This is a genomic window from Candidatus Poriferisodalis sp. (assembly GCF_965214215.1).
Taxonomy (GTDB): Bacteria; Actinomycetota; Acidimicrobiia; order Acidimicrobiales; family Poriferisodalaceae; genus Poriferisodalis.
Map to the genome: position 1 here is coordinate 125,050 of NZ_CBDCBD010000003.1, position 24,331 is coordinate 149,380.

Annotated in this window: 22 protein-coding genes; 13 read left to right on the forward strand and 9 right to left on the reverse strand. The window is 66.7% G+C overall.

What is annotated here, in order from left to right:
- Positions 1-42: 42 nt before the first annotated feature.
- Positions 43-2,199: a DEAD/DEAH box helicase gene (locus ACOOF5_RS03200; RefSeq protein WP_420436559.1), complete on the forward strand. Its 2,157-nt coding sequence runs from the start codon at positions 43-45 to the stop codon at positions 2,197-2,199.
- On the opposite strand, the gene guaB is transcribed toward ACOOF5_RS03200, so the two are convergent.
- Positions 2,181-3,692: an IMP dehydrogenase gene (gene guaB, locus ACOOF5_RS03205; protein ID WP_420436561.1), complete on the reverse strand. Its 1,512-nt coding sequence runs from the start codon at positions 3,690-3,692 to the stop codon at positions 2,181-2,183. The genes ACOOF5_RS03200 and guaB overlap by 19 nt on opposite strands.
- Before the next feature lie 86 nt (positions 3,693-3,778).
- Here guaB and ACOOF5_RS03210 point away from each other — a divergent pair, with 86 nt between their 5' ends.
- Positions 3,779-4,999: a glycosyl transferase gene (locus tag ACOOF5_RS03210; protein ID WP_420440867.1), complete on the forward strand. Its 1,221-nt coding sequence runs from the start codon at positions 3,779-3,781 to the stop codon at positions 4,997-4,999.
- A gap of 48 nt (positions 5,000-5,047) precedes the next feature.
- Positions 5,048-5,365, forward strand: coding sequence for a hypothetical protein (locus tag ACOOF5_RS03215; RefSeq protein ID WP_420436563.1), 318 nt, complete (start codon positions 5,048-5,050; stop codon positions 5,363-5,365).
- On the opposite strand, the gene ACOOF5_RS03220 is transcribed toward ACOOF5_RS03215, so the two are convergent.
- A complete protein-coding gene (locus ACOOF5_RS03220) occupies positions 5,281-7,116 on the reverse strand; it encodes an alpha-amylase family glycosyl hydrolase (protein ID WP_420436565.1) in 1,836 nt (611 codons plus the stop codon). The two genes, ACOOF5_RS03215 and ACOOF5_RS03220, sit on opposite strands and share 85 nt — an antisense overlap.
- 252 nt (positions 7,117-7,368) lie before the next feature.
- Between ACOOF5_RS03220 and ACOOF5_RS03225 the strand changes: the two genes are divergently transcribed.
- From ACOOF5_RS03225 to ACOOF5_RS03255, 7 genes are all read left to right on the forward strand, one after another.
- The gene (locus tag ACOOF5_RS03225) at positions 7,369-9,312 is read left to right on the forward strand and encodes a primary-amine oxidase (RefSeq protein WP_420436567.1); all 1,944 of its coding nucleotides are present in this window, start codon (positions 7,369-7,371) and stop codon (positions 9,310-9,312) included.
- A gap of 41 nt (positions 9,313-9,353) precedes the next feature.
- Positions 9,354-10,697 (forward strand): hypothetical protein, encoded by a 1,344-nt coding sequence (locus ACOOF5_RS03230; RefSeq protein ID WP_420436569.1) that lies wholly within the window; start codon positions 9,354-9,356, stop codon positions 10,695-10,697.
- Between the two features lie 165 nt (positions 10,698-10,862).
- Positions 10,863-12,041, forward strand: coding sequence for a BMP family ABC transporter substrate-binding protein (locus tag ACOOF5_RS03235; RefSeq protein WP_420436571.1), 1,179 nt, complete (start codon positions 10,863-10,865; stop codon positions 12,039-12,041).
- Positions 12,042-12,069: 28 nt separating this feature from the next.
- Positions 12,070-13,605, forward strand: a complete 1,536-nt coding sequence (locus tag ACOOF5_RS03240) for an ABC transporter ATP-binding protein (protein ID WP_420436573.1) — start codon at positions 12,070-12,072, stop codon at positions 13,603-13,605.
- Positions 13,602-14,798 carry an ABC transporter permease gene (locus ACOOF5_RS03245; RefSeq protein ID WP_420436575.1) on the forward strand — a complete coding sequence of 399 codons (1,197 nt, stop codon included), beginning with the start codon at positions 13,602-13,604 and terminating at the stop codon, positions 14,796-14,798. Before ACOOF5_RS03240 ends, ACOOF5_RS03245 begins: the two co-directional genes overlap by 4 nt.
- Positions 14,791-15,747, forward strand: a complete 957-nt coding sequence (locus ACOOF5_RS03250) for an ABC transporter permease (RefSeq protein ID WP_420436577.1) — start codon at positions 14,791-14,793, stop codon at positions 15,745-15,747. Before ACOOF5_RS03245 ends, ACOOF5_RS03250 begins: the two co-directional genes overlap by 8 nt.
- A gap of 69 nt (positions 15,748-15,816) precedes the next feature.
- Positions 15,817-16,143 carry a DUF3467 domain-containing protein gene (locus ACOOF5_RS03255; RefSeq protein ID WP_420436579.1) on the forward strand — a complete coding sequence of 109 codons (327 nt, stop codon included), beginning with the start codon at positions 15,817-15,819 and terminating at the stop codon, positions 16,141-16,143.
- A gap of 6 nt (positions 16,144-16,149) precedes the next feature.
- Here the strand turns inward: ACOOF5_RS03255 and ACOOF5_RS03260 are convergent, their stop codons facing one another.
- The 5 genes from ACOOF5_RS03260 to ACOOF5_RS03280 all read right to left on the reverse strand — a co-directional run bounded on the left by ACOOF5_RS03260 (position 16,150) and on the right by ACOOF5_RS03280 (position 19,979).
- Positions 16,150-17,439 carry a DEAD/DEAH box helicase gene (locus ACOOF5_RS03260; protein ID WP_420436581.1) on the reverse strand — a complete coding sequence of 430 codons (1,290 nt, stop codon included), beginning with the start codon at positions 17,437-17,439 and terminating at the stop codon, positions 16,150-16,152.
- 258 nt (positions 17,440-17,697) lie between these two features.
- Positions 17,698-17,895, reverse strand: a complete 198-nt coding sequence (locus ACOOF5_RS03265; protein ID WP_323671260.1) for a cold-shock protein — start codon at positions 17,893-17,895, stop codon at positions 17,698-17,700.
- 65 nt (positions 17,896-17,960) lie between these two features.
- Positions 17,961-18,956 carry an alpha/beta fold hydrolase gene (locus ACOOF5_RS03270; RefSeq protein WP_420436583.1) on the reverse strand — a complete coding sequence of 332 codons (996 nt, stop codon included), beginning with the start codon at positions 18,954-18,956 and terminating at the stop codon, positions 17,961-17,963.
- A 72-nt stretch (positions 18,957-19,028) separates the two neighbouring features.
- Positions 19,029-19,409, reverse strand: a complete 381-nt coding sequence (locus ACOOF5_RS03275) for a hypothetical protein (RefSeq protein ID WP_420436585.1) — start codon at positions 19,407-19,409, stop codon at positions 19,029-19,031.
- Between the two features lie 18 nt (positions 19,410-19,427).
- Positions 19,428-19,979, reverse strand: a complete 552-nt coding sequence (locus ACOOF5_RS03280) for a hypothetical protein (RefSeq protein WP_420436587.1) — start codon at positions 19,977-19,979, stop codon at positions 19,428-19,430.
- A 264-nt stretch (positions 19,980-20,243) separates the two neighbouring features.
- On the opposite strand from ACOOF5_RS03280, the gene ACOOF5_RS03285 reads away from it, so the two are divergent.
- The 3 genes from ACOOF5_RS03285 to ACOOF5_RS03295 all read left to right on the forward strand — a co-directional run bounded on the left by ACOOF5_RS03285 (position 20,244) and on the right by ACOOF5_RS03295 (position 22,177).
- Positions 20,244-20,666, forward strand: coding sequence for a globin (locus ACOOF5_RS03285; RefSeq protein ID WP_420440869.1), 423 nt, complete (start codon positions 20,244-20,246; stop codon positions 20,664-20,666).
- A gap of 123 nt (positions 20,667-20,789) precedes the next feature.
- The gene (locus ACOOF5_RS03290; RefSeq protein WP_420436589.1) at positions 20,790-21,653 is read left to right on the forward strand and encodes an SCO6745 family protein; all 864 of its coding nucleotides are present in this window, start codon (positions 20,790-20,792) and stop codon (positions 21,651-21,653) included.
- Positions 21,654-21,676: 23 nt separating this feature from the next.
- Complete coding sequence (locus ACOOF5_RS03295; RefSeq protein WP_420436591.1) at positions 21,677-22,177, forward strand: SRPBCC family protein; 501 nt, start codon at positions 21,677-21,679, stop codon at positions 22,175-22,177.
- A gap of 21 nt (positions 22,178-22,198) precedes the next feature.
- On the opposite strand, the gene ACOOF5_RS03300 is transcribed toward ACOOF5_RS03295, so the two are convergent.
- Both ACOOF5_RS03300 and ACOOF5_RS03305 read right to left on the reverse strand, forming a co-directional pair.
- Complete coding sequence (locus ACOOF5_RS03300) at positions 22,199-22,933, reverse strand: EthD domain-containing protein (protein WP_420436593.1); 735 nt, start codon at positions 22,931-22,933, stop codon at positions 22,199-22,201.
- Positions 22,934-23,129: 196 nt separating this feature from the next.
- Positions 23,130-24,299 (reverse strand): aminotransferase class V-fold PLP-dependent enzyme, encoded by a 1,170-nt coding sequence (locus ACOOF5_RS03305; RefSeq protein ID WP_420436595.1) that lies wholly within the window; start codon positions 24,297-24,299, stop codon positions 23,130-23,132.
- Positions 24,300-24,331: the final 32 nt, after the last annotated feature.

Here is a 24,331-nt window from a genome sequence, read left to right on the forward strand (position 1 = left end):
ATTCCGCCGACTCGTCAACTCCGGACCTAGCCTCCGGTAGCGATGGCGAGCGAGGCGGCGGCAGGACGGTTAGCGCCGTTTCGGCCCCGCGAGCCGGACGCCGACTCGCTGCTCGACGGGTTCCTGGCCTACACCGCCGAGATCGGCTTGGAGCTGTATCCCGCCCAGGAAGATGCGATCCTCGAGATCTTTGGCGGCAACCACGTCATCATCACTACGCCGACGGGCTCGGGCAAGTCGCTGGTCGGCCTCGCTGCGCACTTCGAAGCGGTGGCGCGGGGCCGGCGCAGCTACTACACGGCGCCGGTCAAAGCACTCGTGTCGGAGAAGTTCTTTGCTCTTTGCGCCGAGTTGGGTGCGTCCAACGTCGGGATGGTAACCGGCGACGGTGCCGTCAACCCCGACGCTCCGGTCGTCTGCTGCACACAAGAGATCCTGGCGAACCTGGCGCTGCGCAACGGTGCCGACGCCCCGGTCGACAGCGTCGTCATGGACGAGTTTCACTTCTATGCCGACCGGGATCGGGGCTGGGCCTGGCAGGTGCCGCTGCTGGAGCTGACCCGCGCCCAGATGATCCTGATGAGCGCCACCCTCGGGCCCACCCAGCGATTTGCCGAGGATCTGCGCCGCCGCACCGGCCGCGAGGTCGCCACGGTGACGGGCGCCGAACGACCCGTGCCGCTCACCTTCACCTACCGAGAGACCACGCTGCACCAGTCGCTCGAAGAACTCTTGGAGCTGCGGCGGGTTCCCGCCTACATCGTCCACTTCACCCAGAAGGCCGCAACCGAGCGTGCGCAGGCGTTCACCAGCCTGAACGTCCTCTCCAAAGAGGAGAAGGCGCAAGTAGCGGCCGAGATCGTCGAATTCCGGTTCGACTCGCCGTTTGGCCGTGACATCCAACGGTTCGTCAAGGCCGGCATCGGCGTGCACCACGCCGGGATGCTGCCCAAGTACCGGCTGCTCGTCGAACGGCTGGCAGGGGCGGGCCTGCTCAAGCTGATCTGCGGCACCGACACGCTCGGCGTCGGTGTGAACGTTCCCATCCGCACCGTGGTGTTCACTCAGCTCTGCAAGTACGACGGCCGCGACACCCGGGTGCTGTCGGTACGCGACTTCCAGCAGATCGCCGGCCGGGCTGGACGCCGAGGCTTCGACAGCGACGGCTTTGTGTGGTGCCAGGCCCCCGAGCACGAAGTCGAATATGCGATGGCGTTGGAGAAAGCTCGCGAGAAGTTCGGCGATGACCCAGCCAAGCTGCGCAAAGTGCGTCGCCCGTCGCCGCCCAAGCGCGGCTACGCACCCTGGACCGGCGACACGTTCGAGCGGCTCGCAACCGGCCAGCCGGAACCGCTTCGCTCCCAGTTCGACGTCTCGCACTCGATGCTGATGAACGTGCTCGACCGGCCGGGCGACGGCTGCGCAGCGCTGCGCCGATTGCTGACAGACAATCACGAGACCCGTGCGGCCAACCGCACCCACATCAGACGAGCCATCGCCATCTACCGCTCGCTGGCCGAGACGCAGGTGGTGGAACGTCTCGACGAGCCCGATGAGCTCGATCGCCTGGTTCGCGTGAACGTCGACCTGCAACTCGAGTTCGACCTGACCCGGCCGCTGTCTCCGTTCGCGCTCGACGCCATCGAATTCCTCGACCCCGACGAGCCCTCCCACCCACTCGACGTGCTCAGCGTGCTCGAGGCCACGCTGGAGAATCCCACGGTGGTGCTCGAGCGCCAGCGGGACATAGCACGCACCGACCTGCTGGCCGAGCTGAAGGCCGAGGGCGTGGAATACGACGAGCGCATGGAGCGCCTCGAGGAAGTCGAATGGCCCAAGCCGTTGCGCGACTGGCTGTATGACAGCTTCAATGCTTGGTCGACCCATCACCCTTGGCTGCGCAACGAGAACATCCGCCCGAAATCGGTGGCTCGCGACATGCATGAGCGGGCGATGACGTTTCGCGAGTACGTCAACCACTACGGCATCAAGGGCTCCGAAGGCGTGCTGCTGCGCTACCTCAGCGACGCCTACAAAGCGCTCGCTCGCAACGTGCCCGAGCACCGCCGTACCGACGACATCGTGGAGCTGACCCGCTGGCTGGGTGAGCTCGTGCGCGACACAGACAGCAGCCTCATCGACGAATGGGAACGCCTGGAGCAGTTGAGCCAGGCAATCGATCAGGTCGGCGCCCGATAGTTGGGCGCCTCCTTGGTGATCATGATGTCGTGAGGGTGGCTCTCGCGCAGGGCGGCCGCGGTGACTCGCACGAATCTGGTGCGCAACCGCATGCCGTCGATGCTCGATGCGCCGCAGTAGCCCATCGCCTGACGCAGACCGCCCACCAACTGGTGCAGCACCCCGGCGAGCGGGCCCTTGTAGGCGACCCGGCCTTCGATCCCTTCAGGTACCAGCTCTTCGACGTCGCGCCCGTCTTGGAAGTAGCGGTCCTTGGAGTAGCTGCGACCCTTCATGGCGCCCACCGAGCCCATGCCGCGGTACTCCTTGAAGCGCTCGCCTTGATACAGCACCACCTCGCCGGGCGACTCGTCGGTGCCCGCCAGCAGGCTTCCCACCATGGCACTGTGCGCCCCCGCGGCGATGGCCTTGGCCAGATCGCCGGAGAACTGCATGCCGCCGTCTGCGATCACCGGCACGCCAGCCGCGGCAGCCTCGGCCGCGCAGTCGAAAACCGCCGAGATCTGCGGCACCCCAACGCCGGCCACCACGCGGGTCGTGCAGATCGAGCCGGGGCCGATCCCGACCTTGATCGCATCGGCACCGGACTCGATGAGGGCACGAGCCGCATCCGCGGTGGCCACGTTGCCTGCAACCACGTCCGCGGAATGATTGGCCTTGATCTTCGCGACGGTCTCGATGACGTCGCGGCTGTGACCGTGTGCGGTGTCGACGACGATGGCGTCGACGTCACGCTCGACCAGCGCTGCCGCACGCTCAATGGTGTCGGGCCCAGTGCCGACCGCAGCAGCGACCAGCAGCCGACCTTGGGCGTCCTTGGATGCATTCGGGAATTGAATGCGCTTCTGGATGTCCTTCACGGTGATGAGGCCCACCAGCCGAAAGTCGTCGTCCACGATCGGCAGCTTCTCGATGCGGTGCCGAGCGAGGATGACTTGCGCCTCGTCGAGGGTGATCGGCGCCTGAGCTGTCACCAGTCCCTCCGCGGTCATCACCTCGTGGATCGGTCGGGTCCAGTCGGTCTCAAAGCGCAGGTCGCGGTTGGTGAGGATCCCGACGAGCCGACCTGCCGGATCGGTGATCGGCACGCCGCTGATCTTGAAGCGAGCCATCAGGTCCTCAGCTTCGGAGACCAGGTTGTCGGGGCGCAACGTGAAGGGCTCATTGATCATCCCCGACTCGGAGCGCTTCACCTTGTCGACCTCGGCGGCCTGATCGGCGACCGACAGGTTGCGATGGATCACGCCGATGCCGCCGTGGCGGGCCATCGCGATGGCGAGCCGCGCCTCGGTGACGGTGTCCATGGCTGCGCTCACCAAGGGAACGGCGAGCGTGATGCCCTTGGTGAACCGCGTTGAGGTGTCGACCGCGTCGGGCAGCACGTCGGACGCGTCAGGCACCAACAGCACATCGTCGAAGGTCAGCCCGTCGGCTGTGAACTTGCTGTCCAACGAGGGAAATCGGCCCTTTGCGGGGGGCGGTGACTGGGCCATGGCGCACCCTACCGCGCGCCCCCAAAAGAGCCGGTCAACCCGATCGCAGTAGCTTCACAAGTGGAAGGCGAGTGGAGCGGGTTGACGTGGGCGATTTCCAGCAGCACGAATCGATCGCGACGCTTCATCGCCTTGCCGACCGATCCGTCGACAGCCTCGAAGGCGAGCTGTACGACTACTCACGCCGCCGGCCGATCGCGCTGATCATCCCGGCGCTGTACAGCGAGCTGCAGGGCCCCGCGCTCGGCAACATCGTCGACGAGATCGCGAAGATCGCCTACATCGACGAGATCATCGTGGGCATCGACCGGGCCGACCAATCCCAATTCGCAAACGCCAGGCAGTTCTTTTCCCGCCTGCCCCAGCGCACCCGCCTGTTGTGGAACGACGGCCCGCGGCTGCGCAAGATCGATGAGGCGCTCGCCGACCGGGTGCTGGCCCCCACCGAGCCGGGCAAGGGCCGCAACGTCTGGTATTGCCTCGGCTACTTCCTGGCCTCGGGGCGCTGCGAGAACGTGGCCTTGCACGACGCCGACATCGTCACCTACGACCGGGGCCTGCTGGCCAGGCTGCTCTACCCGATCCTGCAACCCACCTTCGGCTACTCGTTCTCGAAGGGCTACTACTACCGCGCCGGCGAGGGACCGTCGGGGCGGCTGAACGGACGGGTCGTGCGCCTGCTGGTGACGCCGCTGCTGCGGGCGCTGCGGGCCACGATCGGCGAGGACGAGTACCTGCGCTACCTCGGCGCATTCCGCTACCCGCTGGCCGGCGAGTTCGCGATGAAACTCGACATGACACGCAGCATCCGCATCCCCAGCGACTGGGGGCTCGAGATTGGCGTGTTGTCGGAGGTATACCGGATTTACCAGGGGCGGCGGATTTGCCAGGTGGACCTGTGCGGGCGGTACGACCATAAGCACCAGGACCTCTCGGTCGACGATCCCGACGGCGGCCTGCACAAGATGGCCCGCGACATCGCCAAGGCCATCTACCGCAAGCTTGCGATCGACGGCACGGTCCTGGGCACGGAGACCTTCCGCACCGTGAAAGCCGTCTACTACCGCAACGCCCTCGACCTCGTCAGTCACTACCGCAACGACGCCACGTTCAACGGCTTCGACTTCGACCTCCACGCCGAGGAGACCGCCGTCGAGCTGTTCGCCTCGGCGATCATGGAAGCCGGCGACGAGTTCCTGAACGATCCCATGGGCACGCCGTTCATCCCGAACTGGTCCAGGGTGCAGAGCGCGGTGCCCGACGTGCTCGACCAGCTCCACGACGCGGTCGAACTCGACAACGCCTAGCGCGACGCAGTGATTCACCGTGACGGAACCGTCCTACCGTTAGGAACGGTGGCGGCGCGCACCTCGTGGAAGCAGCGCATTGGCGAGATCTTGGCACTGGGTGCGTTCGCGTTCGTGTGGGTTCGGATTGTCGATTGGCTCACTTGGCCACTGTGGGGATGGCAGCAGGCAGCAGTTGCCGTTGGCGGCATCGCCGCCGCCGGCATTGCCTACGAGAGCGGCAAGCGCTGCGGCCGCCGTTCGCCAGAGCAACCAGAGACGCTGATGATCTGGCTGTTCGCTTATCTCTGCGGACTGCGCCTCGGGCGCCTCGAGGCCAGCGCTGGTTCGCGGCGCTCAGACTCCAGGCACAGCCACATCGTCTGACCCGCCGTCAGCGATGGGTGCGCACCGGGGCCGTGGACCCGATCGTCCAGCAGGTCCATGCAGCCTTCGGCGGCGAAACGAATCCCGGCGCTGTCCGGCGAGCACAGCTGCGACAACACCTCGATGTCTATGGTGAGCCGGCCGTGCGTGACGTTGGTGATCGACACGATCGTCTGGTCCCAGTCGAGTCCGCCGCGAATGACGCCGAAGGCCCGCGACCCCAAGTCCAGCGACGTCTGGGCGCTGTCGGGATGAAACGCCGGCTGGCCGCGCCGTACCAGCATCCGGCGCACCAGTTCCACGAGCACCCTGCGGCGGACGCCGTCCTGGGCACCGAGCAGATCGACTGCCTCGTCGAGCGTCAGCTTGCGTCGGTTGATCGTGCGCCTGTTCTGCTCGACGGGCGGCAGCCCGTGCTCGGTGACGATGCGCGGGGGCTCGCTGATCGGCGCCCAGTAGCTGGGCGTGCCCAAGAGCGCATGGACATACAAGGCAGGGATGCCGGCGAGGCTCAGCATGATCGTGTGCGCGGCGAGGAACTGGGCAATGCCGAGTGCGTCGGAGTCGCCAGCGAACAGATCCCACAGCGAGACATTCAGCTCATACGCCTTGGGCCCTTCAGGCGTGTCGAATTCCGAATGCGTGCCGCCCGCGCTGTGTGCTGCCGCGATGAGCCGGAAGAGCTCGGCACTGTTCAGCAGCCCTTCCACGGGACGGAGTCCGATGCCGTCATGACTGGCGATGAAGTTGAAGTACGACGTGCCCGGCGGCGGGGCCTCCAATTGCGCAAGCCACCGCTGCATCGCGACCGCAGAGCCCGAGATCATCGTGTGCGCGACCAGCGGCGGCAGGCTGAAGTTGTAGACGAGGTGGGCTTCGTCACCATCGCCCCAGTAGGCCACGTTCTGGTCGTGAGGCACGTTGGTCTCGGTGATGATGACCGAGTCAGGGCAACGTGCGTCGAGCAACGTCCGCAGCAGCTTGACGACCTCGTGGGTCTGGGGCAGGTTCAGGCACGAGGTACCGAGTTCCTTCCAGAGATAGGCGATCGCGTCGAGGCGGAACCAGCGCACACCGGCATCGACAAGGCACCTGACCGTGCGCAGCAGGTCCACCAAGACATCGGGCTCGCCGAAGTTCAGGTCGATCTGGTCGTGGCTGAAGGTGCACCACAGCAGCCGCGGGCCATCGGATGTCTCGACCTCCCGCAGCAGCGGGGTCGTGCGCGGCCTCGCCACGCTCGACAAGTCGTCGGAGGGCTCTGCGCTGAGCAGGAAGCGGCTGCCGGGCATCTCCCCGCGGCAGAACTGTTCCATCCACGGATGGTCGGCGCTGACATGGTTCACCACGAGGTCGGCCATCACTGTGTAGGTCTCGGCGAGGTCGGCGACGTCGTCCCAGCCGCCGAGCCGCGGATCGACTGCTCGATGGTCGGTGACGGCAAACCCGCCGTCTGAGCTCGCCGGATAGAAGGGCAGGACGTGCACAACGGTCATGACGTCGCCGGTCAGATCGTCGAGCAGCTCATGCAGGGTTCGCAGCGGCACTTTCCCTGCCTCGGTGATTGAGTCGGCGTAGGTGATCACCGCAACGTCGTGTTGATCCCAATGCGACGCTGCGGGGGGCATCTCATCGTCGGGCCCGAGTCCGATAGCCGCGAGCACCTCCTCAACGAGCGGCGCGCCGGCCCGCGCCGGGTAGATCACCTCAAGGTGTCGCTCGACACGCCGATACAGCTCCCCATCAGACACGGCGTTCGGACTCCCGTCGTCGGTGCGTCAGCTTCCGGCCCCATTGTGTGCGCAGAAATGCTGTTCCCAGCGGCAAGTCTGCACAGGATTAGTTGTGGCCTCATGCTGTGGGCAGAAATGCCGCTTCCGGCGGCGAGCGTGCACAGCTAGTGCACCGGCCTCATGCCACGCTCAGAAATGCCACTCCCAGCGGCTGAGCGACGAGCACCCTGAACGACCCGGACGTTCGCAGTCACCCCCTAGCGTGAACCCATGACCGAGACCCTGCTCGAACGGCCCAGCGGCGGGGCTGACATGCCGTCGCGTCATCCGCTGTCGATGATGACCGAGGCAGAGGCCCACGCTGTAATCGAAGTGCTGCGCCGCAGCGGGCGCATCGGCGACGATGCCCGCTTCCACGGATTCTGCCTCTGGGAGCCGCCCAAGGCCGAGGTTGCCGCATGGACGCCTGCCGTCGGCACGGACCGCCGCTTCGAGATCGTCGTACGCGAGAGCGGCGAGGTGCACACAGCGGTGGTGTCGGCGACCCGGGGCGAGGTCGATTCGTGGACCCATCACCCCGATGTCGTGCCACGTGTCGGCCAAGTCGAGCTGTTCGCGGTGATGGACGCCTGCCGCAAGGACCCGGGGTTCGCTGAGGCCATTGCCAAGCGGGGCATCGCCGATCCGTCGCAGGTGCAGATCGACCCCTGGCCGACCGGCGATTACGGCTTCGAATTCGAGGCCGGCCGGCGGGTGCAGCGCTGCATCGCGTTCTGGCGCCCGAACCCCACCGATAACGGCTACGCCTACCCGCTCGACGGGCTCATGGTGCACATCGATGTCGACACGCTCGAAGTGCTGCACATCGAAGACTTCGAACAGTGGCCACTGGCGTCGGAGCGAGGCAACTACGACGTCAATTCCGTCACCGAAGACTTCGGCCCGATGCGGACCGACCTGGCGCCCATCGAGATCACCCAGCCCGAAGGCACCAGCTTCACGCTCGACGACAACGAGCTGCGCTGGCAGAAGTGGTCGATGCGGCTCGTCATGGACGACACCGAAGGCCTGGTGCTGCACCGGATCGCCTATGACGACGCCGGGCGCGTGCGGCCGATCATTGACCGGGCGTCCCTGGCCGAGATGGTGGTGCCCTACGGCGACACCCGGCCGTCCCAGACGTTCAAGCACGCACTCGACTCGGGCGAGTTCGGCCTGGGCCTGATGAACAACTCGCTGCAACTCGGCTGCGACTGCCTGGGCGAGATCGTCTACCTCGACTCGACCCAAGTGTTCGACGACGGCTCGGTGGTCACCACGCCGAACGCCATCTGCATCCACGAGGAGGATTTCGGCATCGGCTGGAAGCACTTCGACTGGAACGCCGACACCACCGAGGTGCGCCGCTCGCGCCGGCTGGTGGTGAGCGCCATCCACACCGTCGGGAACTACGAATACGGATTCTTCTGGTACTTCTACCTCGACGGCACGATCCGCTACGAAGTGAAGCTCACCGGCATCCTCACCACACGGTCTCACCGTGACGGTGACGACTTGACGTTCGCCCGCCAAGTCGCACCGCATGTGTCGGCGCCGATCCACCAGCACATCTTCTGCGTTCGTCTGGACATGGCCATCGACGGCAACGCCAACTCCGTGGTCGAGGTGAACACCGAAGCGCTGCCGCCGGGCTCCAACAACCCGCATGGCACAGCGTTCGCTGCACGCGAGACGGTGCTCGAGAGCGAATTGGCTGCGCGCCGCGACGCCAACTCCGCGTCGAGCCGGTACTGGCGGATCGAGAGTGCGGACCACATCAACCGGCTGGGGCGGCCGACAGCGTTCCGGTTGCTGCCGCCGCCTACCGCGACGATGTTCGCCGCCCACGACAGCCCGCATTCCGAGCGCGCCACGTTTGCCCGTCACAACCTGTGGGTGTCGCCCACACGACCCGACGAGCGCTACGGCGCCGGACGGTTCCCGACGCAACGCAACGCCGGCGACGGGCTGGAGCGTTATACGGCGGGTGACCGGCCAGTGGTCGGCACCGACATCACGGTGTGGCACACGTTCGGAATCACCCACGATGCTCGCCCCGAGGACTTCCCGGTGATGCCCACTGAGTACGTCAGCTTCGGACTCGTGCCCGACGGCTTCTTCGACCGCAACCCCATGCTGGACGTGCCTCCCTCGTCGAACGGCCACTGCGGCTAAGTCCCTGGGCGACTGAGCACGCCGCGGCCTACTGTGGCCCGATGGCGGGAGCACCTGAGACCGACGAGCTGAGCCCCAAGGCGGGCGGGGCCGACCTCGACGATGCCGGGCTGTCCGGTGCTTTATCTGATGACGCCGGCCCATCCAGCTCTGTATCTCATGACGCCGGCCCATCCGGCGCTGAGTTGGTCGAGCACTTCGCCCCCGCACCCACCGACGGCCTGCGGATCGCACCATTCCTCGACGCGATCGAGGCACAGGCCGAGTCGGCGGATCGGACCCGGTCGGTCTCATCCGAGGTCATCGAGGCCATCCGTGGCACCGACTTCATGCGCATGTCCGCCACTCGCAACATCGGCGGCGTCGAGGAGACGATGCTCCACATGGGCCGCGAGCTCGAAGCCGTCGCTGCTCGCTGCCCCAGCCTGGCGTGGTGCCTGTGGAACCACCTGTGCGTCTTCCACCTCTTTGTCGGGTCGATGGGCCCCGAGCAGCAGGAATTCCTTTCCGACATCGTTGCCAACGGCCACTGGGTGTCATTTCCCGGCGGTGCTCGAAGCTCGGTCTATGGCCGGGTGGAAGGCGACCGAGCGATCCTGAACGGCACTGGCAGGTGGGGCACCGGCGCCCGCTACGCCGACTACTGCGGCGTTGCCTTCGCCATCAGCGGCGACGACGGCAGGCCGGTGCGGCCGATGGACATCCGCTTCACCATCGTGCCGACCTCGACCGAGGGATTGAAGATCGACCCGTCGTGGGATGGCGCCGGGCTGCGAGCGTCAGCCACCGACGACGTCCACTACACCGACGTTCCCGTCAACCTCAGCGACTGCGTGGACTGGTTCGGCGCCAACCGTGCTGAGTCGCTGCGCACCGTGCCGGTGGTGGATCATCGCTACCGCGAGGACTGGGTAGGCATCTCGGATCTATGGCTCTCGTTCATGGCAGTGGGTCTCGTGCGCCGGGCGCTCGCCGAAGCGGCTGACGCCGCCGGCGGCCGGCGCGTGATCATCGGCGGCAAGATGGTCGACCGGCCCACGGTGCAGGTCAACTTCGGCCGGGCAGCATCGCTGGTGGCCGCCGCGGCCGCCGCTACCGAGGCCGCGTGCAACGAGGTGGACCGTCGCATCGCCGCCGGGATCGTGCCCGACGAAGCCGACTACCTCCGGCAGATGGCGGTGACAACGATGGCAGTCGAGCAGCTCGACAAGGCCATGTCGCTGCTGCATCGCACCCAAGGCGGCACTGCGCTGCGAGAAGGCGGCGCCTTCGACCGTCGCTACCGCGACTTCCGGGCGATGCCGGTGCACATCAACGTGCATCAAGACCGCGTGACCCACCAACTCGGTCGCCACCTTCTCGGCCTGGAACTCAACCCGTTCTGAGCTGTCCTGAGGCTCGCATGAGCGCCTGAGCAGATTGCTTGGAGGCTGGCGAGCACCGAGGGGCGCGCTGGCATCACGCTCAGGCCTGCGAGATTAGGCTCGGTCCGTCCGCCCCGAGTAGGTCTCGCGGCGTGAGCGGAGAGGGAGAACATGCGCTCAAGAACCGTGACAAGACTCGCTGCGGCGCTATTCGGCGTGGCTCTGCTGGCCGGCGCCTGCAGCAGCGACGACGAGGCAGACGCAGCGGCCACATCCGCCGCTCCTGCGCCCACGACAGAGGCAGCGGAACCCGAACCAGCGGTCGAAGACGACGCGATGGACGCGATGGACGAGGTATCCGCCGCGGACATCACGGCCGCATTCGTGCTCGTCGGTCCGGTCGGCGATGCCGGCTGGAACTGGGCCCACGACCAGGGCCGACTCTTTGCCGAGTCGCAGACCGGAGCGAACACGCTGTTCGTGGAGAACGTACCCGAGACCCCAGAAGCCTTCAAGGAAGTCGCCATCGACTTCATCGAGAACGGGGCGGACATCATCTTCGGCACGTCGTTCGGCTATATGGATCCGATGCTGGAACTGGCCGCCGAGTATCCCGATGTCGTGTTCGAGCACGCCTCGGGCTACAAGATGAACGACACCAACTTCGGCAACTTCTTCGGCCGCATGTACCAGCCGCGTTACCTGTCGGGCATGGCTGCGGGTGCCATGACCGAGAGCGGCCAGATCGGCTACGTCGCCGCATTTCCCATTCCTGAAGTGATACGGGGAATCAATGCCTTCACCTTGGGCGTGCGCGAGATCAATCCCAACGCTGAGGTCCACGTCAATTGGACCTTCACCTGGTTCGACCCCGCAGTCGAAGGCGACACCGCGTCAGCGCTGCTCGAGGCCGGCGCCGATGTGATTGCCATGCACCAGGACTCGACAGCCGCAGGCGTCGCCGCACAGGGCGCAGGGGCCCGCTGGGTGGCCTACAACTCCGACATGCGCGACTTCGCGCCGGAGGCATTCATCACGGCCCCGGTCTGGCACTGGGGCCCGCGCTACGCCGCGACCATCGAGGCCGTGGCAGCGGGCACCTATACACCGGACGCGTACTGGGGCGGCATGGATGACGGCATCGTTCAGCTCGCTGAGCTGTCCGCGGATGTGCCCGGCGACATAGCCGACCGCATCGACGAAACCGCCGAGCTGATCCGCACCGGCGCCTGGGATGTCTTCACCGGCCCGATCAGCGATCAGGACGGCACCGAGCGCGTCGCAGCAGGCGAGACCATGGAAGACGGGCCGATGCTGGGCATGGATTGGTTCGTCGAAGGCGTCGTGGGTGACGCCGGCGCCTGATCCGGCTGATCGAACCGCACTGAACCAAATGCCGCCGCCGGGGGACGCCGATGTGCCCCCCGGCGGCAGTCTCGTCGTCGATCTTCGCGGCATCCGCAAAGAGTTCCCCGGTGTCGTCGCCTGCGACGGCGCGAATCTCAGCGTCCGGGCGGGCACCATCCACGCGCTGCTCGGCGAGAACGGCGCCGGCAAGACGTCGCTGGTCAACGTGCTCAGCGGCGTGTATCTGCCCGATGCCGGCGAGATCTGGGTGCATGGCGCCCAGCGCCAATTCCATTCGCCTGCCGATGCCATAGCTGCGGGCATCGGCATGGTGCATCAGGAATTCCGTCTGGTGCCGACGCTGACAGTTGCCGAGAACGTCGTGCTGGGCTCGGCGCCCAGGTATCTCGACATGCGCCAGATCGTCGAGCGAGTCGCCCACCTGGCGACCTCGTTCTCCCTCGACACCGATCCGACCCGTCCGGTTTGGCAGCTGTCAGTGGGAGAGCGCCAGCGAGTCGAGATCCTCAAAGCGCTCTGGCGCGACGCCGACGTGCTGGTCCTGGACGAGCCGACAGCGGTGCTCACCCCCGCCGAGGCAGCAGATCTGGGACTCGCCCTGCGTGCCATGGCCGATCGGGGCCGATCGGTGATCTACATCAGCCACAAGCTGGACGAGGTGCTGTCAGTCTGCGACGAGGCAACCGTGCTGCGCGGCGGCGTCACCGTCGCGCAGCCCCGCAGCCTGGCGGGTGTCGATCGCTCGGACCTCGCCCAGATGATGGTGGGCGAGACGGCAGCTGAGATCCCGCGGCCCGCCAACCAGCCGGGCGGCGATGTCGTGCTCGAACTGGAGGGGATCTCGGCCTTGAGCGACCGCGGATTGCCAGCGCTACACGCAATCGACGTGGATGTGCACGCCGGCGAGATCGTCGGCGTCGCCGGCGTTTCGGGCAATGGGCAGCGAGAACTGGCCGAAGCCATAGCCGGCCTGCGTCCCACCACTGCAGGCACGGTACAGCTGGCCGGCGAGGACATCACCGCAGCGTCACCGCGAGTTCGTTCCCGAGCGGGTTTGGCCTACGTACCCGAGGATCGACTCGGCATGGGCCTCGCGCCCGCCATGTCGGTCGTCGACAACTCGGTTGTGCGGTCGTACCCGTCGATGCGGCGTCGGATGATGCTGGACCTGCGCCTCTGCGAAGACTTCTGCCGACGCCTCATCGACCGCTTCGGCGTGCAGGTCGGACGCGTTCACGACGCGGTGAGTGTGCTTTCGGGCGGCAACCTCCAGCGATTGCTGCTCGGGCGCGAACTGACCGGCGAGCCCAAGGTGCTCGTAGCGGCGCAGCCGACCCGCGGGCTGGACGTTGCAGGCATCGCCGCCATCCAGGCGCAGATCGTGGCGCAGCGGGAGGCCGGCGTGGGCGTGCTGCTGATCTCCGAGGACCTCGACGAGCTGCTAGCGCTTTCAGACCGGCTGCTCGTGATGTACGGGGGGCGTGTCGCGGCGCGCATGGATCCGACGCAGGTGACCAGGACCGAAGTCGGCGCCGCCATGGCCGGGACAGTGCCCGCATGACCGACCCGACCCACGCTCCGCTGCATACCGTGGCCCGCGGCCGGGCACGGTGGCATCGCGGGCTGGTGCGGCCGGTGCTGCAGCGGCGCTCCCGGGTGGCGCCGGGATCGCAGGCCATCGCATTCGCCGTCGGCATCGTGCTGGCACTGACCGCCGGGGCGCTGCTGCTGTGGGCATCGGGCAACGACCCCGCCGCCGTTTATGAACGCATGGCCGACTCGTCGCTCGGCGGCTTCGACGCGATCTCGCGCACGTTGCTGCGCGCCACTCCACTGGCGATCGCGGGACTCGCCGTCGCGGTGGCGGGCTCGATGGGACTGTGGAACATCGGCGCCGAGGGTCAGATGATGGCCGGTGCCACCGTTGCGGCCGGCTGCGCGATGGTTGCGGGCGACCTGCCCGGGCCGCTGCTGATCGTTGTCATGCTGATCGCGGGCGTCGTGGGCGGCATGCTGCTCATGGTGGGACCGGCGCTGGCTCGTGCCTACCTCGGTGTGAGCGAGATCATCACCACGCTGATGCTGGTCGAGGTGGCGATACGGATCGTGGAATGGCTGAAGGTGGGACCGTGGAAGGACCCTGAGTCGTTCGGTTTCGCCCAAATCGCACCCCTGCCCGAGCAGGCATCGCTGCCGGGCCTGTTCGGGCACGTTCACATTGGCGTCCTGTTCGCAGCCGCGCTGCTGCTGGCGTTCTGGCTGGCCGTCGGGCGCACCGCATGGGGCTACGAGCTGCGCATGGCGGGTTCGTCGCCTGCAACGGCGCGATATGCCGGCATCTCGCTGCAGCGCAAGATCCTGACTGCGCTGCTGCTGTCAGGCGGGCTTGCCGGTCTGGCCGGCGCGATCGAATTGACCGGCAACGCCACCCGTCTCGAACCGGGATTGTCGAGCGGCTACGGATTCGCCGGCATCATCGTGGCGGCACTCGCGCTGATGCGGCCGTCCGGCGTTGCCGTGGTGGCATTCGTTTTCGGGGCGGTGCTGCGAGGCGGTCAGTCCATTCAGACGCTCGGGGTGACCAGCTCGATCGCCACGATCCTGCAGGCGATGATTCTCATCGGCACACTCGTGGTGGCCGTGCTGCTGAACTACCGGCTGCGCTGGGTGCGTCCAGTGGGCAGCGGCACCGACGACTCCCCCAGCCCCGAGAGCACCGCAGACGCAACAGACGCGAAGCCGTCCGATGTCTGAAGACGCGGTTATCGGCTTGCTCGTGGCGACAGTGCAGTTCGCCACGCTGGTCTACTTGGCCGGTCTGGGCGAACTCATCGCAGAGCGATCCGGCGTGCTCAACCTCGGCGTCGAGGGAATGATGGCCATGGGTGCCGTAACCGGATTCATGGCGGCGATCGCCACCGGCCGTCCCTGGATCGGATTCGCTGTTGCGGCGATCGTCGGCATGGCGACCGCAGGCGTCCATGCGCTTGTCAGCGTGATCATGGGGGCGGGCCAGGTCGTGTCGGGCCTGGCGATCACCATCGGGGGCCTCGGGTTCGCCGCGTTCATCGGCCAGGACGCCGTGCGCGAACGGGCCGATGCCGTATTCACCGACTTAGGAATTGTCGGCTTGGCCGACATCCCGTGGGCCGGACCGATCCTGTTCGACCAGCCCCCAGTGGTGTACCTCGCGGGTGTGCTCGGCGTCGCCGCGTGGTTTGTGCTCAACCGAACCCGGCTGGGCCTCGCGCTGCGGGCCGTCGGCGAGTCGGCTTCCACCACGGACTCCGTCGGTCACTCAGTCACCCTGCTTCGCTCCGGGGCGGTGCTGGTCGGCGGGGCCTTCGCCGGCGCCGCCGGCTCATTCCTGTCGCTGTACATGGCAGCAGGCTGGACCGAAGGCCTCATCGCGGGGAGGGGCTGGATCGCCGTCGCGTTGGTCATCTTCGGTGCATGGCGTCCAGGGCGCCTCGCGGCAGGCTCGCTGCTGTTCGGCTTCACCCTGGCGCTGCAGCCACGCGTCCAGACCTTCGACCTGTCGATCTTCGGGCTGGAGGTGAATACGATTTCACCTGCGCTGCTCGGCGTCCTACCGTTCTTGCTGACGGTGTTGGTGCTCATCGCGATCAGCTTCCGAGCGCGGCACCGACCCAGTCCTGCCCCTGCGGCACTCACGCTTCCCTACCGCCGCGAGGAACGCTGACGGCACGGGGCTGAGTTCGTCGAAGCATCCCAGAGCGTCCTGACGCATACGCCCAGTAGGTTTCGACGAGTGACAGACGGCAATTCCCACGAAGCCCTGCCTGACGGCACCAAGCTGCAGATCCGTCTGCCGCCCGAACTCGAAGCCGGCGTGTGGTCCAACTTTGCCGTGGTGCGCCACTCGCCCTATGAGTTCACGCTCGACTTCATCAGGCTGGACTTCAGCGGCAATCAATCGCCGCGACGGGGCGTCGTCGTGCAGCGGGTCAACATGTCGCCGCAGTTCGTGGAGCAGCTCATTAGCGCGCTCAGCGACAATATGTCCAAGTTCGCCTCGAACCTCGCTCCGTCCAGCCTGGAAACGCTGAACCAGCCCCAAGACGACCCAGACGATTGATCGAGCTCAGCGCTGTGACGAGCGTTGGCGGCCCTTGGACCTCGATCGATTGTTGTTGCTTCGACGGTGCCGAGATCGGTGCTTGGCCGCCGGGCGCTTCGCCTCAGGGTGATCGGCGGCCGCGCGCTTGGCTGCCGGACGCTCCAGCGTGCGATGCCGCGTCTGGCGACGTGAGGGCTGCCGGATCGCAGCGATGTCGGCGTCGGTGATGGGCTGTTCCAATCCCATCTTGCGTTGCATGGACCTGAGCTCTTTGACCTGCTCGGGCTGAACAAGCGAGACCACCACCCCACCTTGGCCGGCACGGGCAGTGCGGCCTGACCGGTGAAGGTAGGTCTTATGGTCGGCAGCGATGTCGTAGTGGACGACGGCGCCGACACCTTCGACATGAATGCCCCGCGCAGCAACGTCAGTTGCGACCAGCGCCTGCACCTCGCCGGCGGCGAACTCGGCCAACGCCCTCGTGCGCTGGGGTTGGCTGCGCCCACCATGGAGCGCTGCCGCTCGGATACCCCGGCCATTCAGCTGCTTGGCCACGCGGTCGCAGCCGTGCCGGGTCCGGCAGAACACAACCGTCGAACCTGCAGCATCGACCGCTTCGGCACAGATCTCGGTTCGATCAGTTTTGGCCACATTCCAGAACATGTGGTCGGCAGCCCTGATATCGGGAGTCTCGTCGCCGACCTCGTGCCGCACGGGATCGCGCTGATAATCGCGCGTCAGCGTTGCCACATCTCCGTCGAGCGTGGCGGAGAACAACATGGTCTGGCGCCATGTGGCCGTCTGGTCGAGCAGGCGCCTGACGGCCGGGATGAAGCCCATGTCGGCCATGCGGTCGGCTTCGTCGATCACGACCTTGTCGACAGCGGACAGGTTGGCCTCACCCTGGGAGATCAGGTCCTCAAGGCGACCCGGGCACGCCACGAGAATGTCGACCCCGCGGCGCAACGACCCGATCTGGGCGCCGTAGCCCACGCCGCCGTAGGCGACGCCGACGCGGCGCTTGCCTGCAAACGTTCGCAGCTCTGTCTTGATCTGATCGGCGAGTTCGCGGGTCGGCGCGAGCACGAGTGCTCGCGGCTTGTGCGGCTCGGCATTGCCGACGCCGGCCACGAGCGGAATCCCGAATGCCAGCGTCTTCCCGGATCCGGTGGGTGCGCGGCCGCAGACGTCGCGTCCGTCCAAGGCGTCGGCCACGGTGGCCGCCTGTATGGCAAACGGCTGGCTGATGCCTCGTTGAGCGAGCGCGCTGACGATGAAGTCGGGCGCGCCCAGCTGGGCAAAGGTGGGGGGCATATGTCTCCTCGCGCGTGACGCGCGGGCTCCTGAGGGTTCGGTTGCGCCTCAACAGGGGAGGAAGAGGTCGGAGATAACAGGGGTTTGGTCCACGTCGACAGGAAGAACCAAGACCAGCCTGCGAACCCGTCGGCCGATCATGTCGGCCGGACGCCGGGGAGGGTACCGGCGCGCGCTGCTCAATGCTCACCGAGCACTCTGCAGCCGAACAGCCCCAGATGTGTTGAAGACGCAGACGGCGTGAGACGCCGCCGGGGCTCAGACGGGCTTGACGTTCTGCGCTTCGTCGCCCTTGCGGCCGGGTCCGATGTCGAACTCGACCTCCTGCCCTGCTTCCAGCGTCCGGTAATTCTCACCGACGATGTTGGAGAAGTGGACGAAGACGTCATCGGCGCCTTCACGGGAGATAAAGCCGAAGCCCTTCTCGTTGTTGAAGAACTTCACTGTTCCGCGCATGTTATGCCTCTCAAAGACCGGCTTGTCCGGCCGAAGACCGCAAGGGTACGGCGGGAAGGCCGCGTTCAGACCCGCGCCTGCGCGCCCGGCACGAATTCGGCCAAGAACTTCAGCGTCGACTCAACGAAAATGTCGTTGCGATCACCGGCCACCATGTGCGCGGCACCGCCCACATTCGCGTAGTGAGCGTGGGGCACCGCCTCAAGAAACGACTGCGCGCCCTCCTCCGAGAGCACGTCGCTCAGGCCGCCTCGAACCAGCAGCGTGGGCAGCGTGAGGTTCTCCGCGGCGGCCTGCTGGCGCGGGATACGTTCGGCGAAGCTGCGCGGACGGTGCATGAACGCAGGATCCCAGTGCCAGCGGTAGCGGCCGTCTGGCCACAGACGGACGTTCTTGGCGAGCCCATCCAGATTTCTCGGCCGCTTGCGGTGTGGCTGGTAATTCGCAATGGCCTCGGCAACCTCCTCGAGCGATGCGAACCCGTCGGCGCCTTGGGCCATGAAATCACGGATCTTGCGCACGCCAGCCGCCTCGATCTGCGGCGCGGTGTCCACAAGCACGAGCGCAAGTGCATCCACGGCACCTTCGCCGACCGCAGTCAGCGAGGTTCCCCCGCCCATCGACGCACCGACCAGCACTGGCCGTTCACCGAAGTGCTCCACAATCGCCACCAGGTCGGCCACCGACGCTTCGGTCGTGTAGTCGCCGTCGGGCGCCCAGTCCGAGTCGCCATGGCCTCGAGCATCAAGGCACACGGCCCGGTAGCCGCCGTCGGCGAGCGCCTGGCCCGCTCCCTTCCAGGCGTGGCGGGTTTGGCCGCCGCCGTGCTGCAGCAGGACCAGCGGGCCGTCGTCGCCGTAGAGATCGGCGGCGACCTTGACGTCCCCCGACGCTTCGATCATCAGGTCAGGAATGAGCGTGTCAGTGATGCGTTCGCCGTGCTCGGACGGATGGGAGTACACATCGGCTCCGGCCGGCTCAGAGGGCACGAAGTCGGGGGCATCGGCGTCGGCCGCGTCGAACAAGGGTCGACCCGGCCCACCGGATGCTTGCTGTTTCATCGCCTGCCTTTCGTTCGCAGGGTCACCACGCGCAGCATCGCCGGCTGGCTCAGCCGCCGGTGCCCAAGCTGGCTAGGTGGTCCGAGCGCGGCCGTCAGCCTTGGCCGCGGCCTGGTCGCGCCGACGCGCCTCGCCTGCGGCTGCCAGAGCGGCACGGTTTGAATCGTCGACGCGCATGAAGTGATCGCGCCAGCCGTCATTGTTGTCGGCTTCCCACACGTAGGGCGTCTGCACGGTCGTGCGCGGCAGCCAAGCACGCTCCAGCAGGTCAAGCCCGGTGCCCACGATGTCGCGTTGCATCGCCACATCGCCCGGCTTGCCGGTGGGGTTGCCGAGCGGGAAGTCGGTGAACACGAAGCGCGCCACGCCGCACTCCTCCACGATGTCGCGCGCGCTGCCGGCGACCACGGTCGGGATACCGGCCTCTTCGAGGTGTCGTGCAACCAGACCCACGGTCTGGTGGCAGACAGGTCAGAGCGGAACCAGGAACGCCACGTCGACGCCGTCTTCGCGCATCCACTCTTCGATGCTCGGCGAGTCGTTGCGCTGAGTGCGACGGTGGCTGTAGTCGGTGGGAATGCCGTAGAAGCGTTCCGACACCGCACCGATGCGGCCCTCAGCGGCGAACTCACGCAGCCGGTTGATGGGCAGGTAGGTGTCGAGGTCTTCGGTGTGGGTGTTGTCCTTGTCCCAGAAGAGATCGTTGTTGTACAGCCCCTCGAGCGCGTCGTCACAGCGGGCCGCATAGGGCCGCTTGGGACGCGCAGCAGGCACTCCAGCCGGCTCGCTGCCGGCGCGGAAGAACGACGTCGTGACCAGACCGACTGTGCATTCCGACAACGGCTTGGACAGGGGGGTGAACGCCACCTCGTGGTTGTACGCCCACTGGTACGGCTGCGGGTAGCCGTTCGCCGCGTAGTACTCGCGCGATTTGTCGATGTAGCTCAGGTACGACCGATGTGCCCGCCGCCCGCCCGACTTCCGGCCATTGGTCTTGTCCTGGGTCCGTTCCGTCAACGCCATCGTGTCTCTCCTGCCGGTTGCGCCTCAAGACTGTACGCGCCCGACCCTGCCGGATGCCCGGTGCCGCACTGACGAGCCGCTCCGGTCGGTGAGCCTCTCGGGGATGAACCTCTTGTTTCACGCTCTTGTTCGCTGCGCTCACGGGCCCCTCGGGCCACGGCTTCGCCTCTTAGCCTGAGCGTCGTGACAGACGCCGACACGAGCGAGCCAAGCGAGAACCCGCCAGGCAGTGAAGGCTCGGCGTGGGGTGCGGGAGGACTGACGCTGGGAGGCAGCCTCGCCGATGCGGTGCCACAGCCGCCGACGGTGTATGCCGCGGTCGGCGGTCAGCGGTTCTTTGACGACTTGGTGGACCGCTTCTATGACGCCGTCGAAACCGACCCGCTGCTGCGACCGATGTACCCCGGCGATCTGACGCCTTCCCGGCAGCGTCTGGCCGGCTTTCTGGCTCAGTACTGGGGCGGTCCCGCCGACTACAGCGCCGAGCGCGGCCATCCGCGCCTGCGCATGCGACACATGCCCTTCACCATCGGTCAGGCTGAGCGGGACGCCTGGATGCGCCACATGATGAGTTCACTCGCAACCGCGAAGCTGCCCGACGGCTCGCCGCTCGACCCCGACATCGCTCAGGCCATGTTCGCCCACTTCGACAACGCCGCCACCCACCTCATCAACCAGCCCTCCTGACAAGTCGCGCGGAGAGGTGAGCCTTCCCGCTGCCGCACCAGTTGTTTCCCTCTTTAGCTCGCTTTGCGCGCTGGCCGCTCGGACCCAGGCTCTGATCCGTCAGGTGGGGTAGAACGTCGGGCGATGGCTGAGACGACCACACGCCGGGCGCGGCGGATGTGGGAGTGCGTGGAGCGCTACCACCAGCTTTGTTACTGGGCGCCTGAAGTGCGCGAAACGGGCACTGCGGCGGGATTGCGCGGCTTCTGGATGAACTACTTCGCGACCCGGTCAGCGCCCTTGGGACCCGTGCCAGCGCTCGTCGTGGAGTCGCTGTTCTTCTATTACGCACCTGCGCGGGTGCGGCGGGCGATCCCGGATGCCTGGACGTACTCGACTCCCGAGAAGGTGCTGGCAGCGCGCTACCTGGGCATGGATCGGGCACTGCTGCGAGAACTCGGCGAGTTTGGCGGCAGCGACGCTATTCGCCGGTGCGCCGAGGTCGTGCGGGCTGCATGCGATGCCGCCGACCCCGCCGGCCGCACGCTATTCGCCGGCTGGGCATCGCTGGACTGGCCCGACGAGCCGCACCTCGCCCTGTGGCATGGCTGCACGCTGCTGCGGGAATACCGCAGCGGATGCCACTTGATCGCTCTGGCAGCGGTTGGCCTAGACGGCTGCGAATCGGTGGTCTCCCAGGTCGCCGTCGACGAAGCGCCCCGCGAGTGGATTCACGAAGAAGCCGGCTGGTCAGAAACTGAAACCGCGGCCGCATCCGAGCGGCTCCGGCAACGGGGCTGGATCGATGCCGAGGGGCGGGCCACCAATGCAGGCTTCGCCGGGCGAGCCGAAGCCGAGGCGATGACGGATCGGCTCGACGGCGCGCACTGGACTGCGATCGGCGACGAGGCAGCGGATCGGCTGCTGGCCGACATGGCTCCGCTCAATGCAGTGCTGCCGAAAGACGACCAGATCGATTGGCGGGAGCTGTACCCCGCCAACCAGTGACGGCATCTGCAAGGCTGCGGCCTATGAGCGAGCAACTGCCTGGACACGTTGACGACCCGGTGATGTCCCACAGCGAGTCGGTCGATATCGACGCCCCACCGCAGAAGGTGTGGGAGATGGTGACTGCGCTGGATCGCTATGGCGAGTGGAGCAACGAGAACACCGGCGGGTACTGGCGCAAGGGTCCTGACGGCGTGCCCGGCACCGGGCAGGTCGGCGACATGTTCGTCGGCATCAACCGGCTCGACGACGAGGAGTGGAAGGCCCCGGTCGAGATCATCCGACGTGTCGAAAACGAAGACTTCGCCTTCGTGACGGGCGGCCTGGAGCACAACATCGTCCTGTGGCGCTACCAGCTCACGCCCAACGGCGCCGGCACCACGCTGACGGAGACTTGGACGCTGCGCAAGCTGTCGCCGCGCATGGTCGAGTTCGGTCAAAAGGAACTCGACTACCGCGCTGGCAATGCCCGTGCGGGCATCCGCGCCACGCTCGCAGCGATGAAGGCGGCCGTAGAGGCCTAGCGCCGAGCCCCAGGCAACCGTCTAGCCCGGGATTCCGATCATCTGCGCGGTGGCGTGCATATTCACCAGACGGCTGAAATCGACGTACTCGCTGAAGCCGTCTTCGGTGATCGTGGCCCTGTAGTCATCCCAGCCCTGTGGGCTGCGGAAGTACAGCTCGGCCATGCCGATGTAGGCCTCGTTGGCGGGATCTTGGCTGTGGTTCACCACGTAGCGCAAACCGCCGATCTCGTTCATGACATTGCGCACGTTGGGCGCATGTGCGTCTAGCCAGTGCCGGAACGCCGCGTCGTAGTCGACGCCGTCGCGGCCGGGAACCAAGAACGACACCTTGAAGAATCCCGATCGTGTCACCGGAAACGGTTCGTTCAGCGTGTTCGGCACCACTGGCAGCTCGCCGTCGATCACCACATATTCGGTGGTCGCCCACCCCACGTATGGCTCGGCCTTCTGCTGGAACGTGTCGGCCGGGACTGTGCCGTGCGGCTGCGGCGGGTTCGGGATTGCCCGATCGAACCACAGTTGTGCCATGCCGTCCCACGGTACGTCGCGGCCGGGCCGCTGGTCGAACAGCGTCGCTATGTACTTCGTGGCGTGGACCTTGCCCTCGGCGGCGGCGCGCGCCTGCCCGGCGATCACCGCGGGCATGTGGTTCTTGTACCAATTCGCCACCAGTTCGTCGCGGGTGGCTTCGGGTCGGCGCTTGATGAGGAAGATCATCTTGGCGCCGAGTGTTGCTGCGATTGCGTCTGACATGGATGCCTCCTTGGCGATCACGGCGAGTCTGGGTGGGCAAACTCTCCCACCGAAAATCCGCTTGGCGGAAGTGCTGCCCAAATCTAGGTTGGCGCTCGGTGCGACGGTCCGCATCCTTCAACACTTCAGACTCGGCGTGCGGGCCGTCGCACTCGTGAGCGCTCAGCAGCAACCTATAAGGACACCGCGGAGGCTGTCAACGGAGTTCGGCTTTGAGGGCCTCTGCCAGACGGTCGTAGTCGGACTGCCGGTTGTAGAGGTGGGCCGAGATTCGCAGGACGCGATCGGGCGGCGCAGGCCAGGTGAACACCGGTACCTCGATGCCGTGCCGCTCCCGCAGCGCCGCCATTAGCGGGTCGAAGATCGCCGAGCCCGAATGGTCGGCAGGTGGCAGCGGCACGCTCGCAATCGCGCCGATCATGTCCGCAGGCGCCGCCGGGTCGATGCCGAGTGCCTCGATGAGCACGTCGCGGCCCCCGAGACACAGCTCGCGGATCGCAGCCTTCACTCCCGGCCAGCCGTCAGGGTGCATGGCCTCGACTGCCGCCAGCGCATCGGAAACCGTCAACCAGGCACTCGGGTCATGGGTGCCCGTCCAGTCGAATTGCGCGTGCAGGTGCCCGCCTTGCGACGGCCAGCCGCCGTTGCAACCATGGCTGACGACTGCGTGGTGCACGCCGTCACGCCGGTCGGGTCGCACCCACAAGAACGCGGCGCCCTTGGCCGAGCACATCCACTTGTGGCAGTTCGCCGTGACGTAGGAAGCACCGAGTTCCGTCACGTCGAAATCGACCATGCCGGGGGCATGCGCTGCGTCGACGAGCACCCGCACGTCGGGTTCCAGCTGGGCCACCAGCTCGTCCACTGGCATGACGAGGCCCGTCGCCGAGGTGACCGCGTCGATCAGCAAGACGCGAGTGCGGTCGGTGACAGCCCCGAGCACGGCATCGACCACCTCGCTGCGATTCTCGAGCGGGAACGGCACTGCCACCGTGGTGACGACGGCACCGGCCCGGGAAGCGGTCACGACCGCAGCGTTGGCACATGCGTTGTACTCGTGATCGGTCACGAGAATCTCATCGCCCGGCATCAAGCTCGGCTCCAGGGAGCGGAGCACCGAGTTCACGCCTGCGGTGGCATTCGAGACAAAGACGAGTCCAGCGGGGTCAGCACCGACGAACTGCGCCACCGCATGGCGCGTGCAGTCGAGACGCTCCTGGTACTCGCCTTCGAGAAAGAACCGGGTCGGGTTGGCCTCGATGCGAGTGCGGATGCGTTGCTGGGCCTCAAGTACGACAGCAGGAGTAGCCCCGAACGAGCCGTGGTTGAGATGCAGCACTTCTGGGTCCAACAGCCATGCAGTCACGCAGCGCACGCTACGGCGCGCTCCGGGCCGAT

What these genes read in the sequence shown, in the direction of transcription:
- ACOOF5_RS03270 (WP_420436583.1), bottom strand. Translation starts at nt 18,956, where the DNA reads ATGAAACAGCAAGCATCCGGTGGGCCGGGTCGACCCTTGTTCGACGCG.
- guaB (WP_420436561.1), bottom strand. Translation starts at nt 3,692, where the DNA reads ATGGCCCAGTCACCGCCCCCCGCAAAGGGCCGATTTCCCTCGTTGGAC.
- ACOOF5_RS03300 (WP_420436593.1), bottom strand. Translation starts at nt 22,933, where the DNA reads ATGTCAGACGCAATCGCAGCAACACTCGGCGCCAAGATGATCTTCCTC.
- ACOOF5_RS03225 (WP_420436567.1), top strand. Translation starts at nt 7,369, where the DNA reads ATGACCGAGACCCTGCTCGAACGGCCCAGCGGCGGGGCTGACATGCCG.
- ACOOF5_RS03280 (WP_420436587.1), bottom strand. Translation starts at nt 19,979, where the DNA reads ATGGCGTTGACGGAACGGACCCAGGACAAGACCAATGGCCGGAAGTCG.
- ACOOF5_RS03265 (WP_323671260.1), bottom strand. Translation starts at nt 17,895, where the DNA reads ATGCGCGGAACAGTGAAGTTCTTCAACAACGAGAAGGGCTTCGGCTTT.
- ACOOF5_RS03240 (WP_420436573.1), top strand. Translation starts at nt 12,070, where the DNA reads ATGCCGCCGCCGGGGGACGCCGATGTGCCCCCCGGCGGCAGTCTCGTC.
- ACOOF5_RS03295 (WP_420436591.1), top strand. Translation starts at nt 21,677, where the DNA reads ATGAGCGAGCAACTGCCTGGACACGTTGACGACCCGGTGATGTCCCAC.
- ACOOF5_RS03290 (WP_420436589.1), top strand. Translation starts at nt 20,790, where the DNA reads ATGGCTGAGACGACCACACGCCGGGCGCGGCGGATGTGGGAGTGCGTG.
- ACOOF5_RS03200 (WP_420436559.1), top strand. Translation starts at nt 43, where the DNA reads ATGGCGAGCGAGGCGGCGGCAGGACGGTTAGCGCCGTTTCGGCCCCGC.
- ACOOF5_RS03260 (WP_420436581.1), bottom strand. Translation starts at nt 17,439, where the DNA reads ATGCCCCCCACCTTTGCCCAGCTGGGCGCGCCCGACTTCATCGTCAGC.
- ACOOF5_RS03245 (WP_420436575.1), top strand. Translation starts at nt 13,602, where the DNA reads ATGACCGACCCGACCCACGCTCCGCTGCATACCGTGGCCCGCGGCCGG.
- ACOOF5_RS03230 (WP_420436569.1), top strand. Translation starts at nt 9,354, where the DNA reads ATGGCGGGAGCACCTGAGACCGACGAGCTGAGCCCCAAGGCGGGCGGG.
- ACOOF5_RS03250 (WP_420436577.1), top strand. Translation starts at nt 14,791, where the DNA reads ATGTCTGAAGACGCGGTTATCGGCTTGCTCGTGGCGACAGTGCAGTTC.